This is a genomic window from candidate division WOR-3 bacterium (genome assembly GCA_016867815.1).
Classification (GTDB): domain Bacteria; phylum Hydrothermota; class Tepidihabitantia; order Tepidihabitantales; family Tepidihabitantaceae; genus UBA2258.
This window is the reverse complement of record VGIR01000065.1, coordinates 1-17072: the sequence shown is the minus strand read 5'-3', so window position 1 is coordinate 17072 and position 17072 is coordinate 1. Positions and strand designations below refer to the sequence as shown.

Below are 17072 nucleotides of genomic sequence, written 5' to 3'. Positions count from 1 at the left end.
CGTTACCTAGTAGCCCCACTGCTCGGCCAGATACGTCTTGCGCCGGCATTCAGGGCAGAGGATGCGCATCGTGTCTGACCGGTAGGGATGAATGTCGCCACGCGGACGCGGCTCGGCCGTGCCCAGTTCCTGAAAAGTGCTGAGCAGCAGGGTGGGATTGGAGTTGGCCAGGTCACCGACTCTATGCGCAATCCAGACCAGGTGCGCTTTGGTGGCAAAGGGATCGCCGCAGACTTCGCAGTGGGCGAGATCCTTCTCCACTGAGGTCTCCCAATCGCCGCTGCGCTCGGTTCGGGCGGTATCGAACTCCTGAGAATGATATATGCCTTCGCGGGTGGTGCAGTAGAGGACGCACTGGCCGCAGTAGATGCACCGCTCCGCATGGTGCACGTTGCGCATGACCCCTTTGTCGCGGTCGACAAGTATCTCCCGCGCCCGTGCCGGGCAGACGCGCGTGCAAGCACCGCAGGCGATGCACTTCTCTTCGCGGAACTTGAGTATCCCGCGGAAGTTCGGGTGCACAGAATCCACCTTGGCCGGGAACTTGGTCGTGAACGGTCCCTTGATGACCGCCCGTACCGCCTCGACCAGTTCGCGGAGTTTGGGAAGTGGAATCCTCACTTCGGTCCCTCGATTATCGACTCACCGCCCCGGTCATCAGTAAACTCGTCCTTCACCGTATCCTTCCAAAGCTTCACGCCGAAGATAAGCGAGCCGCGTGCCAGGGCGTGGGCGGCCACCGGCACGGTAATCAACACAAACAGAGCACACAGCAAGGCCTTTACGCCCAGCGCGCCGAATCCGCTCTTCAGGAAGACGCCCAGCATGATGCCGCAGGTACCCAGGGTGACGCACTTCGTCGCGGCCTGCATCCGGTTGTAGAGATCCGGAAAGCGCACCAGGCCGAGGCAGCCCAGCACGGTGAATCCAACCCCGGTGCATAGGCTGATCCAGCCAAGAACGTCAATCATCGAGGCTCCTCCCCTCCAGGTACTTGGCCAGCGCCAGCGTGCCGACAAACGAGATAACGGCCAAGGCAATCGAGAGGTCGATCAGATACGCCAGCTTGTACTCGATCGCCATCAGTGCCGTGATGCTGGAAAAAATGACAGCCATGATGTCAACCGCAATCGCCCGGTCCGGGATGGACGGCCCCTGCAAAGCTCGATAGAGGCAGAAGAATGCTCCCAGCGACAGCACAACGATGAGTATGGTCATTTGGCTTCCATCAATCGAATATCCGCGAGAGGAAGTACTCAAAGGGCCCGATGATCGTCCTGCCCGCCTCGACCGGGTCTGTTGAACCGACCTCGATCCAGTGAATGTAGAGCACGTCTTCCTTGAGTTCGACGGTCATGGTCCCGGGCGTCAGGGTGATGGAGTTGGCAAGAAAGACACGCGCTATGTCGGACTTCAGGCTCGTGCGGATCCTCACGATACCGGGCTTGAGCTGCAAGCCGGGCGACAGCACCCGCAAGGCGACATCGATATTGCACTTCAGACACATGTAGGCAAAGACCGGGATGTAGGCCAGCAACCAGAACCAGCGCACCGGGTTCAGCAGCCGTGATGGTTCCACCGGCAGGTTCCTGCCGAACAAAACCGCCGCAAGCAGAGCGACGCCGATCCCGACGATCACTTCCTGATAGTGCAGGGTGTAGACCAGCAGCATCCAGACTGCGAATCCGAAAACGAAGTAGCCGATGCGTCTGCCCATTTATCGTCCCAGCACGCCCTGAGCGTACCCTATTCCCTGGAGCAGCACGTTCGCGGCCGGCCCAACCAGCCTGTCGAGCACCGGTTTGAAACCTATGCCAAGCGCCAAAGTGAGAACTACGAGTCCCAACATGGCGATCAACATGGTCGCGGGCACCTCTCTTGCGGGTGTTGACTCCCTGTCCCTGTGGGTGAAAAACGCTCTGTTCACAACGTTGACCAGATAGCCAAGCGTGACGGTTGAGAACAGCGCTGCCAGAATCGCCAGCCAGTACATCCTTGCCGACAGCGCCCCGACAATGATGAAGAGCTTCGAAAAGAACCCGGCAAAAGGGGGCAGACCGGCAAGCGACAGGGATCCGAACAGGTGCGACCACGTAGTTACCGGCATGCTCTTCTCAAGTCCCGAGAGCTTGTCCAGGTCGCGGGTGCCGGTCGCGTGCTCGACCGAGCCGGCGGTGAGGAACAGCAAACTCTTGCCCACCGCGTGAGCCAGGAGGTGAAACAGCGCACCCACAATCCCCCAGAAGTTGCCGAGTCCGAGTCCAATCAGGATGTAGCCGATCTGGCTGACGCTCGAATAGGCCAACAGCCGCTTGTAGTCCTTCTGCGCGTAGGCCAGCAACCCGCCAGCCACTATCGACAGGACTCCGAATCCGATCAGGAGATTGAAGAACGTCGGAGCATTGTCCCGGGAGAGGCCGAAGACATTGAACATGACCCGGCACATCGCGTACACGCCCAGGACTTTGATGAATACACCCGACAGCAAAGCCGACACCGGCGCCGGGGCGGATGGGTGCGCATCGGGCAGCCAGGCGTGGAATGGCACCATCGCCATCTTTACCGCGAACCCGACCAGGAAAATGGCTACGATAAGCCAGAAGAGCGGCGTGCGACCGAATCCGGCCATGACCTGCGACACCACGGCCATGTTCAAGGTCGAGGCCTTGGCGTACAGGAGTGCGATGGCCAGCAGTATCGCTGTGCCGCCGATCTCGCCGATGACCATGTACTTGAACCCGGCCTCGAGTTCGTCGAAGTCAGTACCGAACGCAACCAACGCGTAGGAGGAAACCGCCGAGATCTCGATGAACACGAACAGATTGAACATATCCCCGGTGATCGCGACGCCGTTCAGGCCGGCAAGCACCAGCATGAAAAGCGAGAAGAACTTCCAACGGCCGGTGTAGTGATCGAGATAGCGCACGGAGAAGAGCAGCGCCGCCAACCCCACGGCGTTGACTGCCAGGACCGCCAAAGCAGTCAGGTGGTCATAGACCAGCGTTATCCCCAGGGTCGAAGCCCATCCCCCCATTCGGTAGATCAAGGCCGGACTGGCGCCGAAGAGTCGGACTGACCCATAGACCGAGATGCCGAGCAAGGCCGCGCCCGCTGCGTTCGCGATCAAGTCCGAAGAACGCTGCCACAGCTTCGCGAACAACGGAATCAGGAAGGCCGTGGCCATCGGGATCACAACGAAGAGCGGCAGAATACTCGCGTCCATCTAACCTTTCAGCCTTCTGATGTCGGTAATGTCGAAAGTGCGGTACTTCTCGTAGATACGCATGGCCAGCGCCAACATCAATGCCGTGGTTGCTAGGCCGATGACTATGGCCGTGAGCACCAGGGCCTGCGGAACCGGGTCCACGAAGTTGCTACGGGACTGGGCAACGTCGGTGATGATGGGCGGAATCCCATTGTGCTTGAATCCCACCAAGGCGAAGAACAGGTTCACGGCATACTCGACCAGACTGAACCCAATGATAATCCGGATGATGTTCCGCTTCGTCACGACTGCGTAGAGCCCGATGAGCAGCAGCAACATGCAGGCAAGAAGCGCTACCATGGCTAGTCCTTCATTACAAACCGCGACGCACCCAGCGCCAGGAACATGGCAAAAAGGCCCGCACCGACCTTTATGCCGATGGCGATGTTCGTCGGCAGAATGATGCCGCCGCTGATGAGCTGTAGCGGAGTGCCCACCCCATAGACAGTCGCATTCTGGAAGAAGTGTGTCCCGGCCACGTAACCGGCCAGTGCAAGGCCCAGGAACAGGATACCACCCAGGCTCTCCACGACAGAGGAAAGTGTGTAAGAACTGCGCTCGGCATGCTCCACCGACCCGGACGCCAGCGACATGAGTATGAAGGCAGCAGCAATCAGTACCCCGCCCGCAAAACCTCCGCCCGGGGTCAGGTGGCCATGCAGTACGACGTACGTGCCGAACAGGAAGAGCATACCGGCAAGCAGCCGTGCGACTACCTGGACAATGGTAGACATGCCACGCATGCTAGCTCTTCCCCTCGCCGGCGTGCTCTTTCCGTCCGGCCCGACGCATGATCGTCAGCACTCCCACCACCGCAGTGAAGAGCACAGTCGCCTCACCCAGCGTGTCGTAGCCGCGGAAATCCAGGATGATTGCCGCCACGACATTGGCGGCGCCGGTCTTCTCCAAACCGAGAGCGATGTACTCCTTGGCCACCAGCATTGTCGGGCTGCCGAAACTCGGCAACTCGGTCAGAGCGCGACCTACGAGAACCATGAATATGAGGCTGAAAGCAACGTAGACCACTGCCGGGAATACCACTTCGCGCTTGAGTCCGCCGTGGATGGTCGTGTCGGTATTCGTTGTTCGCAGTATGACTGCAGCAAAGAAGACGACTGTCAAGGTTTCGACAACAACCTGCACGATCGCCAGGTCCGGCGCCTGGAGCAGTATGAAGATGATGGCTACCGAAAAGCCGACAATACCCAGCGATACCGCTGCCGCCAGCAGATCCTTTATCTCGATAGCCGCCAGTGCAGCTACGAGCATTGCTGCCAGCAGTACGTAGAGCTCAATCATCCACTACCTCAGCGTCAAGACCAGAAGCAAAACCGTAGCGCCCAGGAAAACCCACGCCACATAGAGCGGCAGATTGCCATTACTCATGTACGATAGGCCGCGGCCCGCCCAGCGGACCAGGTCGCCCACGAACTCGAAAAGCTTGTTGAGCACGCGGTCAACGACCTGGCGGAACACGAGACCAAGAGCACCGAGCGTCCCGGTGAGCCAGTTGTAGATGTCGAAGGCACCCTTCTCGCCGTACTTCAGAAGCTCATCGAGGACGGGCAGGTGCTTGACCGGGGAGTAGAAAGCAGTTCCAGTTACGCGGCCCTCCTCGTCGTCGGCTATCATTTCTCCACCAACGAAAGTCCGAGCCGCAGTCGGCCTTCGCGCCGTACCGAACAAATAGACAAGCGTGCCGATACCAAGTGAAGCAAGAACAAGCAGCGTTGTCAGTACCGGCTGCCAGATGCCTGTGGGCTCGATGAGCAGCGGCAAACTGGGATAGATGAGGCCGCGCAACGGTATCTGGGAGGCGAACACGCCGAACAGAATGCAGACAACGGCCAGCACAACCGGTGGCAGCCACATGGCGAAACCGGCCTCTCGGGTCTTCGCCAGTGCCGCCGGACGCTGACCAAGGAACATGGAATGGAGTAGTTTCAGGAAGGAGGCCAGAGTCAGAACGCTACCCAGCATCGCGGCAATCAAGAACAGCGGGTAGAGCTTGTTCCCTTCCTTGGCCAGTTCCACCACGCCCTGGTAGACCATCCACTTGGACACGAATCCGTTCAGCGGGGGGACCCCGGCAATTGCCAATGACGCCACCAGGAATGAGGCGAACGTGACCGGCATCCTGCCCGCCAGCCCACCGAGTTCGTCAATCTCGTCGGTTTTGGCCCACATCTCTACCGTCCCCGCGGACAGAAAGAGGCCGGCTTTGTAGATAGAGTGGTTGAGCATGTGAAACAGACCGCCGGCGATGCCCACCGGGATGCCGGTACCGATCCCTAGCACCATGTATCCGACCTGAGATACCGCGTGAAATGAGAGGAGCTTCATCATCCGTTTCTGTACCAGAGCCATCATCACGGCACCAAGGATGGTCGTTGAGCCCACCGTCATCAGAATATTGCGCACGGCCAAGTTCGATGCGATATCGAAGATGTTGACCGACAGCCGAGTCAGCAGGTAGATGCCCAGCAGTTTGTCCAGCGATGCCGGAATGTAGGCCATCACCGTCGCCGGCGCCGTCTCTGCCGCCGATGGAATCCAGGAATGTAGCGGCATCGAGCCGGCCTTGGCCAGGGCCCCCGCCGCGATCAACAGGAATCCAACAACAGCCGAGGGATCTTGCAGAGGCAGAGGCGCGGACGGCATCATGTCTATCCATCCGTGCCGCACGGCCAGAAGAACTATTCCGAGCAGCATTGCGAAGTCGGACAGGCCAACGACGACCAAGGCCTTGGCCGCGACCTTCTCGCTGCCTGGCCGGCCGGGAAGCAGCAGGCCGTACAACACGACGAGCAGTACACCCCAGAAGAAGAGCATGACTGGCAGGTTGGCCGAGAGCAGCACTCCGTTCGAGCAAGCCAGTCCCAGCAGGACAAAGAAGAAGAAGCCGCGCGCGCCATCCCTCCCCCGCATGTAGCGGAGCGAGAACAGCAGCACGAGCACGGCAAACGCCGCGACGCAGAGCAGAACGAACCCGGACAGGGCATCGACCCGGAAAGCGACAGGTATGCCACCCACCTGGGCGAGTTCATAGGCAATCACGCCATGTCGGGTATGAATGAAGACGCGGACCGAGTAGTAGAGTGCGACGACAGCACCCATGAAGCTGAACTCGTTGCGTAGACGGCTCACCAGGTATCCGAGTACCCCGGCAACAAGCGGAACGAGCAGCATCAGCAGGAACGTATGCATCTAGAGCGCTCCCAATACCTGGGCCATTCCGCCTTCAATGAACTCGATCGGCAGGTTGTAGACCATTCCAGCAGCCAGTGACACCAGCGCCAGCACGACCACGAGCGCGACGAGGTAGCCGTTCACCGGCCTCATCTCTGCCGTCGGTCCGGTGCCCATGAACACTCTCGTATAGAGCCGGACCAGGTAGAGCAGTGTGAACAGCGCTGCCACCATCGCACCCGCACCAAGCAGCAGGCTGTATCTCACCGACGCGATGATAACTCCCAGTTTGGCGAAGAACCCGAGGAACGGCGGGATGCCGATAATCGAAAGCACCAGCATGGCAGCAGCCACGGCCAGAACCGGGCTGACTCGCGCGACCCCGCCGAGACGACCCAATTCGCCGTTCCCTGCCGCGTCCTCCACCAGCCCGGCGGCGAAGAACAGACCGGCCTTGGCGACGGCGTGGGCCGCCACGTACAGCAGTCCGGCGGTTATCCCGTAGTACCCGGCAAGAGACAGACCGAGGAAGATGAACCCAAGCTGGCTGACTGTGGAGTACGCCAGCGTAGAGCGGATAGTGCCTGTGGTCAACGCGATGCCGCCGGTGACGAGGCTCGACACGACCGCCAGTCCTGCCACCATAGGCATGAACCCGTCCGGCACGCGCATCGTGAGAACGAACAACTTGAAAAACAGGATGATGCCGATGTTCTCGGCGACGCCCGAAAGCAGGGCACAGACCGGCGCCGGCGCGGCTTTGTAGGCCCTCGGCAGCCAGATGTACAGCGGCAGTGTCGCTGACTTGGCGAGAATGCCGACCAGAACCAGCATCGCGGGCCAGAAAGGCAGAGTCTGCCCACGGAGCGTGTCGAGGTTCAGAGTACTCCGCTCCAGCAGAATCACAGCCAGACCTACGAGCATCAGCCCCGCGCTCGCGAAGTTCAAGAGCAGTGCCCAGAACGCCGCGCCCAACTCCTCTTCGCCCCGGTAGAACGCAACCAGCCGCCAGAGCGCAAGAGCCGCCAGCTCCCAGAGGGCGAACATCACAAACAAGTTCCGGGCATAGACTACCCCGATGCCGCTCGCCAAGAGGAGCACCAGGAAAACGAGGTACTCGGCTACCTGTCCGACTCCGGCCCTGATCTTTGCCAGAGAGTAGAGCAGCGCGGCCAGGCCGACCAGACCCAGCACCAACGCAAAGAATAACTCCAGCTTGCCCCCGCTGAACTGCAGCCAGTTCACATCGAGGTTCACGCTAGAATCGCTCCTTGATCTGTTCGGTCTTCTGCCACGAGAGCCGAAGCAGGTCTTTGCCGGTCAGCTTGAGTTTGCCGTCCTCAAACGCCGCCATGCGCTCAGTGCAGCAATAGCAGGGGTCGACTGCGGCCAGCGTCAGGGCCGCGTCGGCAATCGAACCGCCCTTCACCGCCACCACGTTGGAAGCGATGTTCATGTAGCTGGGAGCGCGGACCTTGTGCCGGAGCGGTCGATTGGTGCCATCCGACCTCATGTAGTGGAACACCTCGCCGCGCGGCGCCTCCGCGTGCCCGATACCCTCGCCGGGCGGGACTTCATCGATGCGCGCCTCAATGGGCCCGTCCGGCAGCTTGCTCAGACACTCCCTGATGATACGAATGGACTCAAACGTCTCCAGCAACCGGACCTTGGCCTTGGCGAACACGTCGCCCTCTTTGCAGACGATCACGTTGAATGGTATCTCACCGTAGGCGTCCCAAGGCTCGTCGCGCCGGACGTCGATGTCGTAGCCTGACCCGCGCGCGGTCGGGCCCAGCACCGAGTAGGCGACCGCCTGTTCGCGGGTCAGGACGCCTACGCGCTCGAGCCGGGCGCGGATGACCGGGTCATCGAGTACCGCGTTGGTCAGCATCATGGTCTTCTTCTCCGCCACGCTGAGCGCCGCGAGTATCTGTGGAATCTGCTCTGGCAGGATATCGCGCCGCGTCCCGCCGGGCTTGTTCGCCGCGTAGTGATTCCGATTGCCGGTGATCATCTCGAAAACCTCAAGGATGTGCTCGCGGTATCGCCACGCCCACATCCAGACAGTGTTGTAGCCGATGAAGTGCCCGGCCAGCCCCACCCACAGCAGGTGCGAATGGACGCGCTCGAGCTCGTGGACGATGGTCCGGATGTAGGCGCCGCGCGGCGGGGCCTTGATGCCGCAGATGTCCTCGACCGCCAGCACCGTAGCCAGCGGGTGTGAATTCGAACAGATGCCGCAAATGCGCTCGACCAGGAATGGGATCTGGTCATAGGTCAGTTCCGGTGAGATGAACTCATGGCCGCGGTGGTTGTAGCCGAGGTTGATCTCCAGGTCCACCACGGTTTCGCCCTCAACGATCAGCTTGAAGAACTCCGGCTCTTCCTGAAGCGGGTGGTAGGGCCCGATCGGGACGATTCGCCTACTGCTCATGGGCCTCGTTTCTCCGCTCGTAGTCACGCCGCAAAGGGTACTTGCTCTTGTCCCAGTCGGTGTCGGACGTGAGCAATGGAATCATGTTGGGATGGCCCGGGAAGTCAATACCAAGCAGCTCGTGCATCTCCCGCTCAATCCAGTCCGCGGCTGGAAACCAGGGTGCTTGCGAGTCGACTCTCGGGTCATCCTTGGGCGCCAGCACTTTCAGTGTGTACATCGTGCCGGTGGTGTCTTCCGAGAAGTGATAGAGGACCTCGAAGCCTTCGCGCGTATCGATGCCGGTGCAGATGGCAAGCCGCATGCCCCGTTCGCGGTGCAGAAACTTCGCGGCCTCGGTGAGCCGCTCCCGCGGAATCCGTATGTACAGCCGCCTGGGGTTGTGCTCAAACACCTCCGCCTCGGGCACCCGTTGCTTCAGGCCGGCTTCCGCTTCTCTCATAGCTTGCTCAGCGCTTTCACCACGCCCAGAATCATCGCCTCCGGTTTGGGCGGACAGCCGGGTATGTAGGCACTTACCGGCAGGTGCCTGTCGTACGGCCCAACCGCATTGTAGGAATTGCGGAAGAGCTGGTTCCCGCAGGTGCAGGTACCGATGCAGATCACGAGACACGGTTTCGGCGTCTGCTCGTACACCTCAAGCACCCTGGGCAGCGACTTGCGGTTGAGCACGCCGGTAACGAGCAGCGCGTCGGCGTGCCGGGGCGAGCCGACCAGCACAACTCCAAAGCGCTCAACGTCATAGCGGGGAGTGAGCAGCTCCAGAATCTCTATGTCGCAGTTGTTGCACGCAGCCGCGGCCACGTGGTACACCCACGGTGACTTCTTCAGGCCCCAGATGCGTGGATCTTTCATAGCTTCATGAAGGCCAGTATCACGCCCAGGATACCCAGTCCACCCAAGATGAACCAGAAGAACCGAAGCGCGTGGTCGATCTTCAACCGCGGGTTCGTATTCTTGATCAGTATGACTAGCACGGCAACGGCAAGGAACTTGAGTATTGCCCACCAACTGGCAAGCCCGCCCCAGAATACCGTGACCAGGAAACAGGGCAGAAGAAGAAACATCATGGCCTTGGTCAGACGGAAAACTGCCAGGGGAACGCCGGAGTACTCGATCAGCACTCCGGACATGATTTCCTGTTCGGCTTCGGCCATGTCGAACGGAGGATAGCCGAGTTTGGCCTGGATGCAAATCAGGACGATGATCGCGGCGATGGCTCCGGACCACGAGGTCAGGAAGGCCCCCCCCGCCTGCTGCGCCAGGACCAGGTCACCCAGCCGGATTGCACCACCAGTGTGAATGATCGGCACGCACAGTGCGAGCAGGAACGGCAGCTCGTAGCCAAGGTAGAGCACCATCTCGCGCGACGCCCCGACCGCAGACAGCGGGTTGCGGGACGCCGAAGCCCCGAGTATCGTTGCCAGCGGCGGCAGGGCAAACAGGTACACGAGCACAATCAGGTCGCCGACAAACGACCCACTGGGGAAGAAGTTCACGTAGAAGAGCAGCACGGCCGTGACGCACATAGCGGCGAAGCCGATCAATGGCGCCGCCAGAAACGTCACTCTCGAGGCGCCCGCCGGCACGACTGTCTGCTTCAGCAGCAGCTTCAGGATGTCGGCGAACGGCTGGAATAGAGGTGGACCCTGGCGCCACTGCACCCGGGCCGACACGAACCGGTCCACCCACGTAAGCAGCAGTCCCACGGTGGACGTGAAGATGAACCCGGGGAACACGACGAATGCGAATACCAGTCCCCAGCCGGTAAGTGTCACTGGAGCCGCCTTCCGTGGACTGACCGGACCGCGAACCCCGCGCCCGCCTTCTTCCCGGCCTGTTCCTCTTCCTCAATGAACTGCAGGGCACCGGTCGGGCAGGTCTGGACGCAACGCGGCCCCTCGGGCCGGTCGCTGCAGAGCGTGCACTTCTGAGACATGTGTCTTGCCAGCGAAGGCGGGATGACGCCGAACGGACAGGCCAGCGCGCACGAACGACATCCGACACAATGGAAATCCGACTTGCGGACTACGCCGGTGTCCGGGTTTCTGACAATCACCTGGAACGGACAGGCCGCCGCGCACAGCGGTTCATCGCAGTGCCGGCAGCCCTGAGGCAGCAGGGCGTCGGTCGTCGCCTCTCCGTGCCGAATCCTGGCCTCGACCTTGAACCGGCTTCGGCAGGCCGCCTCGCAGGAGCGGCACCCGATGCAGTAGTCAAGCTTCAGGACTATGCGCTTCATGTCCACACCGATAGATTCTCGCCGTTCGCGACCGGCACCCGCTCGGTCTTCTCGACTGCCACACCGGTCGGTGCCACCGTAGCCTCACCGGTCAAGTCGTCTTCTGCCAGCGGGAACAGCGCACGATTTGCGTGCACATTGGTCCCGACCATCAGCACGCCGGCCGGCACCGCATCAGTGATGCGGACTCTGAACTCACCTTCGGCGGTTCGGCTCCTGACCCGTAAGTAGTTGCGTCCCGTCACGCCGATGCGGGCCGCATCGGTGCGGCAGACCGAGACCTCGTCTTCCGGGTCATGGAATCCCCGCAGTCCGATGGCCTTCTTCTCCCCCACGAGCAGCCACTCCTCTACGGGGAGTGCGAATCCGGAGGCGCGTACCCCCATCTCCAAAACCTCTGCCGCGCCAACTGACCGGGGCGAAATTCCGCTCCTGCCCTCGGCCCGGCCGAACCACTCAAGCACGCGGGAGAACGGCCTCGTGCCATCAAGAGGCGAAGCGAGCGGCGACCGCTCGATACCGCTCCAGTACGACCGGCCGACCGAAGCCCGTTCGAGTTCGGCCGTCATCGGCAGTACCAGACCGCGCACCGCCGGGTCGGGTCTGAAGATAGAAGTAGACACGACATGCTCGACACCTGCCGTCTCAGGCAACAGCCCGGAGTAACTGAACGGGAACAGCCCCCCGGTCCAGAAGAGCAGTCTGATGCCGCCTTCGCCCATTCTCCTACGCAGGTCGGAGAAGCGCATCGGGCCGAACGGCAGCTCAGTCTCTCTGAACCCGGTGAATGGCTTGGCTCCTGCCCGGGCCACAAGCTGGCCGGCAAGGCTGTGCAGAGCGGGATAACGCACGCGCCCGGTGTGCATCGCGCTACCGACAAACCCGGGCAGCCCGGGTCCGAGCATGGCCGCCGCCGCCGCCAACTGCTGGCGTGTTGTTCCGGCGAGTTCGGCAAACCGATCGACCTCGACCCCGGGAGCCACCGACGGGTCGATGAGCGCGGCAAGGGAAAGGAGCGCAAGAGGCTCGGTGCCGGGCCTGACCTGAACGAAGAGATGCGCGAACCCGGCCTGTCGCGTCCTGACCGAATCCAGCACCACCACCCGGTTCTTCCGGTCCTTGTAGCGGGCGTCCAACATCCGCCAGCTCGCCACCGGCGACGTGTTGAATACATCGCCGACGAGCAACATCGTCTTGGCCGACTCGATATCTGAAAGCGTGGCGTCGGCTACGCCCTCGAGCCGGTAGTTGAACCCGTTTTCAGGTTCGATATGCCCGCACGCCAGGTTCGGCGTATTCAGCTCTGCCGCCAGGCCGTGCAGCCGGCGCACGTCCTCTGCGTCGCGGCCCCGGCTATATACGATCGCCAGCTCCTCCGGCTTCACATCGGACAGCCAACTCCTGACCAGGACCTCGGCCTCGGGCCACGTCGTGTCGTGGCCGTCAAGCAGCGGCCGGCAGAGCCGTTCCCGATGATCAATCACGATGTTCGCGCTGTTGCCGCGCGGGCAAAGCCTGCCCTGGTTCACCTCGGCGTCGGCAAAGTAGTGCATCTTGTGCTCCACGCCGTTGAACTCCACGCCTGAGGAGCAGCCGTTCAGACAGAACGGACAGGTGGTACGCGTCGGCTCTCTCATACGAACGGGTTTTCGATATCCTTGATCTGTGCCCAGGTGAGCACCGGGCCGTCCTTGCAGGTCAGATACGGACCGAGCCGGCAATGGCGGCACTGTCCGACGCCGCACGACATGTTCGTTTCCATGGACAGGTAGATGTTCTCGGCCTGAAACCCGGCGTCGACCAGTCGCTGGTTCACGAACTTCATCATTATCGGCGGTCCACATACCACCGCGATGCTCTTCTTCTCGTCGCAGGGTATGTCATCCATGAGGCAGGTTACTACGCCGACCCTTTTCATCCACTTCTCGTCGCTGACGTCTACCGAAAGATCGAGGTCAACCTTGGGTATCTTCTGCCACTCCGGTATCAGGCTCCTGTAGACGATGTCCTGCGGCGTGCGCGCACCGTACCTGAGGAAGATGCGGCCGTACTTGTCGGGCTCGTGCGTGAGCGCGAGGAAGAGCGCCCGCAACGGCGCCAGCCCCACCCCACCGCCCACGATGTAGATGTCCTTGCCCTCGAACCTCTGGAGTGGATAGGGTGTGCCGAACGGCCCGCGAGCTCCGACTACGTCACCCGGCTGGAGACTGAACAGCGCCCCGGTCGCCCGACCGACCTTCATTATCGTCATCTCGAATGTCTCCCGCCTGAAATGCGAGGACGAAGGTGTGAACGGAGCCTCTCCGAATCCGGGCACCGTGAGCTCCACGAACTGACCGGCCAGAAATGGTATCTCCTGCTCCGGCTTCAGGACGAACGTGCGGATGTTAGGCGTTTCATCCATCGTCTTGAGGATGATCGCAGGTATCGGCTGGTAGGGATTGCTCACAGCTCTCCCAGCACGGTCCGGATGTCGATCTTACCCATGCAGGCCTTGAAGCACCGGCCGCAGCCGGTACAGGAATAGACTCCGTGGTCGCGCTTGAACTGGTTCCACTTGCAGTCGAACCGGTTCGCGAACCGGCGTATGAACTCGGCTCGCGGGTTGGCGCCCCCACCCACGCGTGCGTAGGCGGCCTCGTAGCATGCATCCCAGACCCGAGTCCGGTCCAGACCCTTCTCCTTTGCCTGGTCGTAGAGAAGGAAGCAGTAGCACGTCGGACAGCCCATCAGGCAGCCGTAGCACTCAACGCAGGTCTTAGCATGCTTCCGCCAGAAGCTGTCGTCGGCCAGCTTCGCCGCGATCGCCCCGGGTAGGTCCGGGTTCCAGGGCCGGGCATTGGTCATGTTCAGGGCTGCGACAGCGGCGCTCCGCTCTTCGTCACGCTTCTTTGTCTCCGTAGTTTCGCCGGCAAGCCGGGTGAACAGCTCGGGTGCGGTATCAACCAACTCCTGCCCAGTTTGACCGACCTCGAAGATCCAGTCACCGTCGATCACGGAAAGCGCCGCGTCTCCACCTTCCTTCGCGAAAGGCGTCAGGCCGAGCAGATTGCAGAAACAGCTCTGTTCCGGGGCCGGGCAGTCCGCGACGACGAGCTTGGTGCTTTCCCGCAGGGACACGTAGAACGGGTCCTTGAACTCACCTTCGCCCAGTATCTTGTCGTGCACTCTCAGGGCTGCCAGGTCGCAATTCTTGACGCCGAGCAACAGGCGCGGGGCCGATTCCGGAAGCGGCAGCGGCTCGGGAAAACCCGCGACCCGCTGCCTCGGCTGGAACATGAAAGATTTCACCGGCTCGGAGGCACGAATTCGCCTCTGGGCCGGTGCTACTCTATCTGGCGTCTCCTCCAGATCCCTCGGATCAAGCAGGTGCCAGTGGGTCTGGCCATCACGCTCGGTCGGCACGTAGACCGTATACCTCGCCAGCAGCTTCGACAGCCACTGATGCACGCTCGATTTTGCCAGCAGATATCTGCTCAAGGATGCTAAGTTAGCGAACCCTCATCCGGAGTCAAGAGAAACATTGTGAAAGCAGTCACATCTGCCCGGCTTGACTGCGAGCTTTCAATGATGAGAATCTGGCCGTGCTCCTGAGTTCCGGTCAAAGGCCCTGCTAGATGGCAGCCGGCGACCGAACCCCGACCGACCCGCTGACGGTCCTCGAGAACGACTGTCTGTCCCTGCTGGTCGTACGCCAGGGCACTGAGCTGTACCGCTCCTACGACGACGGCGTCAAGCCGCTGCTTGAACTGATTGACTGGTTCCCCGGGGGGCTTGAGGGCGCCACAGTCGCCGACCGGGTCGTCGGCGCCTGCGCCGCGCGCATCTTCTACTATCTCCGCGTCGACCACGTCATCGGCCTCACCGGTTCGATTCCGGCCGAACGGATCCTGCATGCTGCCGCGATCTCCTACTCGTTCCGTACCACGGTCGTCGACATCATGAACCGCGACAACACCGGCCGGTGCCCATTTGAGCAACTCAGCCTCATCTACCCCAGCCCGCGCGACCTCATACCGGCCATTCGCGCCAAGCTCGTAGAGCTCCGCCTCCGACGCCAGTAGCCACCACCGTCAGCGACCTCAATCAGAACCAGAGATATGGCCACGAAGACACGAAACATGATGAAACGGACATCACTCTTGCTGTTGCCGATCCTCTTCCTGTCCCTCGTGCCTTCGGTGCTCGAACTCTGAACTCTGGACTCTGGATTCTGAGCTCTGGGCTCTACGACGTCTCCAGCGCTTTCGTCTCCTCGCTTCTGGCCGTTTTGACTTTCCGCCTACCTTCGGTAGAATGATCGAACAGATGGAATTCGGTAGAATCTGGGCCGAAATCAACCTGGACGCCCTGAACAAGAACCTGAACCAAGTCCGCCGCCATGCCGACAGCGGCAAGGTCATGCTGGCAATCAAGGCAGATGCCTACGGCCACGGCCTGCGCGAAGTCGCCCACGAAGTCGCGGATCGCGTCGACTTCTTCGGCGTGGCCAGCACCGAAGAAGGCATCACGCTCCGGCTCGGCGGCATCAAGAACGCCATCCTCGTCCTCTCGCCTGTCCCCTACCACGAAGTCCCGGCGCTCTTCGACCACAACCTGACGCCCTCGGTAACCGAGACCGAGTTCGCCCAGCGCCTTTCCCGCGAAGCCGTGAAACGCAACACGTCCATCGGCCTGCACATTGAGGTCGACACCGGCATGGGCCGAACCGGGGTCGACGAATCGGCCGCCGGCGAGTTCGTGGCCGGCGTTGCCAAACTACCCGCCCTGGACATAGAGGGTGTCTTCACCCACTTCCCGGTTGCGGACTCGGACATTGAGTTTACGCGCCATCAACTGGTGCTCTACGAGCGTTTGCTGACCCGCCTGACCCGCCTCGGAATCAGCGGATTCCTCCGCCACACCGCCAACACGGCCGGCCTGCTCAACCTGCCAGGCTCGCGCTATGACCTCATCCGTCCGGGTCTCGTCGTCTACGGCATTCTCCCGGACAGCCACCACTCCGGCTACCGCACTTCGGAACTCAAACTCACTCCGGTGATGAGCCTGCGCAGCCGCATCGTCAACCTGCGCGACATCGCCTCCGGGCGCTCGTTGAGCTACGAACGAACCTACTTCACCCGGCGTGACTCCCGCATCGCCGTCATCACAGCCGGGTACGGCGACGGCTACCCCTGGTCGCTCAAGAATCGGGGCAAAGCGATGGTCCGGGGCAGCCGCGTGCCGATTGTCGGCAACGTCTGCATGGACCTCACCATGCTCGACGTCACCGACGTCCCCGGCGCACAGATCGGCGATACGGTCACCCTGCTCGGCTCGGCCGAAGGCGACACCATTGCCGCCAATGAACTGGCCGGGTGGGCCGAGACAATTCCCTATGAGATAATCTGCCGCGTCAGCCCGCGCGTACCGCGAGTCTACCTGCGCGGCGGAAAGGTAGAAAAGACCCGCACCTTGCTCGATCATTACAACCATGGATGAGAACCTGACCCCCAATCAACCGCTTGAAAGAGCCTCCTTGAGTTCGCACATCTTCCAACTCGCGACTGCGGCGCTCGTCTACATGGGCGCGGCCAAACTGCCCGGAGACGAAGAGGTGGAAGTCAACCTTCCGCTGGCCAAACTTACCATCGACACCCTTGACATGCTCAAGACCAAGACCGATGGCAACCGAACCGCGGATGAGACGTCTCTCCTCGACGACGTACTCTACCAACTCCGCATGTCATACGTCAAGAGCGAGACCGCCGAGCCCTCGGCCACGGCGACGCCGCCGGCCGACAAACCGGCATCCTGACAAACACCCGATAACAAGCGCGGGCGGGGTCCGGCAGCCAGACCCCGCCCGCAGTTCGCTTCCGGCTCCGGCCGTCAGCCGTCCTAAGGGGCAACCGGCGCGACGACGTTGAAGACGTCGGTCCGGATGGCCTGCAACACGGCCT

At 61.5% G+C, this 17072-nt stretch carries 21 protein-coding genes; 3 read left to right on the top strand and 18 right to left on the bottom strand.

From position 1 onward, the window contains the following. Positions 1 to 6: 6 nt before the first annotated feature. Genes FJY68_10135 through FJY68_10050 form a run of 18 tightly spaced genes read right to left on the bottom strand, consistent with a single transcriptional unit; the run spans position 7 to position 14610 of the window. On the bottom strand, positions 7 to 621 hold the full coding sequence (locus FJY68_10135; GenBank protein ID MBM3332186.1) for a 4Fe-4S dicluster domain-containing protein: 615 nt from the start codon (positions 619 to 621) through the stop codon (positions 7 to 9). Further along, positions 618 to 971, bottom strand: coding sequence for a Na+/H+ antiporter subunit G (locus FJY68_10130; protein MBM3332185.1), 354 nt, complete (start codon positions 969 to 971; stop codon positions 618 to 620). The genes FJY68_10135 and FJY68_10130 overlap by 4 nt, the downstream gene beginning before the upstream one ends. Continuing rightward, complete coding sequence (locus FJY68_10125; GenBank protein ID MBM3332184.1) at positions 964 to 1218, bottom strand: cation:proton antiporter; 255 nt, start codon at positions 1216 to 1218, stop codon at positions 964 to 966. The genes FJY68_10130 and FJY68_10125 overlap by 8 nt, the downstream gene beginning before the upstream one ends. Before the next feature lie 10 nt (positions 1219 to 1228). After that, the gene (locus FJY68_10120; GenBank protein ID MBM3332183.1) at positions 1229 to 1717 is read right to left on the bottom strand and encodes a Na+/H+ antiporter subunit D; all 489 of its coding nucleotides are present in this window, start codon (positions 1715 to 1717) and stop codon (positions 1229 to 1231) included. Next, positions 1718 to 3223, bottom strand: a complete 1506-nt coding sequence (locus FJY68_10115) for an NADH/ubiquinone/plastoquinone (complex I) (protein MBM3332182.1) — start codon at positions 3221 to 3223, stop codon at positions 1718 to 1720. Then, positions 3224 to 3565: a cation:proton antiporter gene (locus FJY68_10110; protein ID MBM3332181.1), complete on the bottom strand. Its 342-nt coding sequence runs from the start codon at positions 3563 to 3565 to the stop codon at positions 3224 to 3226. A gap of 2 nt (positions 3566 to 3567) precedes the next feature. Continuing rightward, positions 3568 to 4008, bottom strand: a complete 441-nt coding sequence (locus tag FJY68_10105) for a cation:proton antiporter (GenBank protein ID MBM3332180.1) — start codon at positions 4006 to 4008, stop codon at positions 3568 to 3570. A 1-nt stretch (position 4009) separates the two neighbouring features. Continuing rightward, positions 4010 to 4564, bottom strand: a complete 555-nt coding sequence (locus FJY68_10100; GenBank protein ID MBM3332179.1) for a DUF4040 domain-containing protein — start codon at positions 4562 to 4564, stop codon at positions 4010 to 4012. A 3-nt stretch (positions 4565 to 4567) separates the two neighbouring features. Continuing rightward, positions 4568 to 6472 (bottom strand): hypothetical protein, encoded by a 1905-nt coding sequence (locus FJY68_10095; protein MBM3332178.1) that lies wholly within the window; start codon positions 6470 to 6472, stop codon positions 4568 to 4570. Next, on the bottom strand, positions 6473 to 7711 hold the full coding sequence (locus FJY68_10090; protein MBM3332177.1) for a hypothetical protein: 1239 nt from the start codon (positions 7709 to 7711) through the stop codon (positions 6473 to 6475). 1 nt (position 7712) lies between these two features. Next, on the bottom strand, positions 7713 to 8888 hold the full coding sequence (locus FJY68_10085) for an NADH:ubiquinone oxidoreductase (GenBank protein MBM3332176.1): 1176 nt from the start codon (positions 8886 to 8888) through the stop codon (positions 7713 to 7715). Continuing rightward, complete coding sequence (locus tag FJY68_10080) at positions 8878 to 9330, bottom strand: NADH-quinone oxidoreductase subunit C (GenBank protein MBM3332175.1); 453 nt, start codon at positions 9328 to 9330, stop codon at positions 8878 to 8880. Before FJY68_10080 ends, FJY68_10085 begins: the two co-directional genes overlap by 11 nt. Beyond that, positions 9327 to 9743 (bottom strand): NADH-quinone oxidoreductase subunit NuoB, encoded by a 417-nt coding sequence (nuoB, locus tag FJY68_10075; GenBank protein ID MBM3332174.1) that lies wholly within the window; start codon positions 9741 to 9743, stop codon positions 9327 to 9329. The genes FJY68_10080 and nuoB overlap by 4 nt, the downstream gene beginning before the upstream one ends. Beyond that, positions 9740 to 10666, bottom strand: a complete 927-nt coding sequence (locus FJY68_10070) for an NADH-quinone oxidoreductase subunit H (protein MBM3332173.1) — start codon at positions 10664 to 10666, stop codon at positions 9740 to 9742. The genes nuoB and FJY68_10070 overlap by 4 nt, the downstream gene beginning before the upstream one ends. Next, positions 10663 to 11130 (bottom strand): 4Fe-4S dicluster domain-containing protein, encoded by a 468-nt coding sequence (locus FJY68_10065; GenBank protein ID MBM3332172.1) that lies wholly within the window; start codon positions 11128 to 11130, stop codon positions 10663 to 10665. Before FJY68_10065 ends, FJY68_10070 begins: the two co-directional genes overlap by 4 nt. Beyond that, positions 11127 to 12767 carry a hypothetical protein gene (locus tag FJY68_10060; GenBank protein MBM3332171.1) on the bottom strand — a complete coding sequence of 547 codons (1641 nt, stop codon included), beginning with the start codon at positions 12765 to 12767 and terminating at the stop codon, positions 11127 to 11129. The genes FJY68_10065 and FJY68_10060 overlap by 4 nt, the downstream gene beginning before the upstream one ends. Further along, positions 12764 to 13534 (bottom strand): oxidoreductase, encoded by a 771-nt coding sequence (locus FJY68_10055; protein MBM3332170.1) that lies wholly within the window; start codon positions 13532 to 13534, stop codon positions 12764 to 12766. Before FJY68_10055 ends, FJY68_10060 begins: the two co-directional genes overlap by 4 nt. 41 nt (positions 13535 to 13575) lie before the next feature. Continuing rightward, positions 13576 to 14610 carry a hypothetical protein gene (locus FJY68_10050; protein MBM3332169.1) on the bottom strand — a complete coding sequence of 345 codons (1035 nt, stop codon included), beginning with the start codon at positions 14608 to 14610 and terminating at the stop codon, positions 13576 to 13578. Positions 14611 to 14747: 137 nt separating this feature from the next. Here FJY68_10050 and FJY68_10045 point away from each other — a divergent pair, with 137 nt between their 5' ends. The 3 genes from FJY68_10045 (at position 14748) to FJY68_10035 (ending at position 16927) form a co-directional block, all read left to right on the top strand. Continuing rightward, a complete protein-coding gene (locus FJY68_10045; GenBank protein ID MBM3332168.1) occupies positions 14748 to 15194 on the top strand; it encodes a DUF1893 domain-containing protein in 447 nt (148 codons plus the stop codon). 232 nt (positions 15195 to 15426) lie between these two features. Next, the gene (gene alr / locus FJY68_10040; protein MBM3332167.1) at positions 15427 to 16611 is read left to right on the top strand and encodes an alanine racemase; all 1185 of its coding nucleotides are present in this window, start codon (positions 15427 to 15429) and stop codon (positions 16609 to 16611) included. Further along, positions 16604 to 16927, top strand: coding sequence for a DUF1844 domain-containing protein (locus tag FJY68_10035; GenBank protein ID MBM3332166.1), 324 nt, complete (start codon positions 16604 to 16606; stop codon positions 16925 to 16927). The genes alr and FJY68_10035 overlap by 8 nt, the downstream gene beginning before the upstream one ends. Positions 16928 to 17072 lie beyond the last annotated feature (145 nt).

Excerpts from the sequence above, each read along its gene's own strand:
- FJY68_10125 (MBM3332184.1), bottom strand. The coding sequence starts at position 1,218 with ATGACCATACTCATCGTTGTGCTGTCGCTGGGAGCATTCTTCTGCCTC.
- FJY68_10115 (MBM3332182.1), bottom strand. The coding sequence starts at position 3,223 with ATGGACGCGAGTATTCTGCCGCTCTTCGTTGTGATCCCGATGGCCACG.
- FJY68_10120 (MBM3332183.1), bottom strand. The coding sequence starts at position 1,717 with ATGGGCAGACGCATCGGCTACTTCGTTTTCGGATTCGCAGTCTGGATG.
- FJY68_10065 (MBM3332172.1), bottom strand. The coding sequence starts at position 11,130 with ATGAAGCGCATAGTCCTGAAGCTTGACTACTGCATCGGGTGCCGCTCC.
- FJY68_10045 (MBM3332168.1), top strand. The coding sequence starts at position 14,748 with ATGGCAGCCGGCGACCGAACCCCGACCGACCCGCTGACGGTCCTCGAG.
- FJY68_10130 (MBM3332185.1), bottom strand. The coding sequence starts at position 971 with ATGATTGACGTTCTTGGCTGGATCAGCCTATGCACCGGGGTTGGATTC.
- FJY68_10035 (MBM3332166.1), top strand. The coding sequence starts at position 16,604 with ATGGATGAGAACCTGACCCCCAATCAACCGCTTGAAAGAGCCTCCTTG.
- FJY68_10080 (MBM3332175.1), bottom strand. The coding sequence starts at position 9,330 with ATGAGAGAAGCGGAAGCCGGCCTGAAGCAACGGGTGCCCGAGGCGGAG.
- FJY68_10095 (MBM3332178.1), bottom strand. The coding sequence starts at position 6,472 with ATGCATACGTTCCTGCTGATGCTGCTCGTTCCGCTTGTTGCCGGGGTA.
- FJY68_10110 (MBM3332181.1), bottom strand. The coding sequence starts at position 3,565 with ATGGTAGCGCTTCTTGCCTGCATGTTGCTGCTGCTCATCGGGCTCTAC.
- FJY68_10085 (MBM3332176.1), bottom strand. The coding sequence starts at position 8,888 with ATGAGCAGTAGGCGAATCGTCCCGATCGGGCCCTACCACCCGCTTCAG.
- FJY68_10100 (MBM3332179.1), bottom strand. The coding sequence starts at position 4,564 with ATGATTGAGCTCTACGTACTGCTGGCAGCAATGCTCGTAGCTGCACTG.
- FJY68_10105 (MBM3332180.1), bottom strand. The coding sequence starts at position 4,008 with ATGCGTGGCATGTCTACCATTGTCCAGGTAGTCGCACGGCTGCTTGCC.
- FJY68_10060 (MBM3332171.1), bottom strand. The coding sequence starts at position 12,767 with ATGAGAGAGCCGACGCGTACCACCTGTCCGTTCTGTCTGAACGGCTGC.
- alr (MBM3332167.1), top strand. The coding sequence starts at position 15,427 with ATGATCGAACAGATGGAATTCGGTAGAATCTGGGCCGAAATCAACCTG.
- FJY68_10055 (MBM3332170.1), bottom strand. The coding sequence starts at position 13,534 with ATGGATGAAACGCCTAACATCCGCACGTTCGTCCTGAAGCCGGAGCAG.
- nuoB (MBM3332174.1), bottom strand. The coding sequence starts at position 9,743 with ATGAAAGATCCACGCATCTGGGGCCTGAAGAAGTCACCGTGGGTGTAC.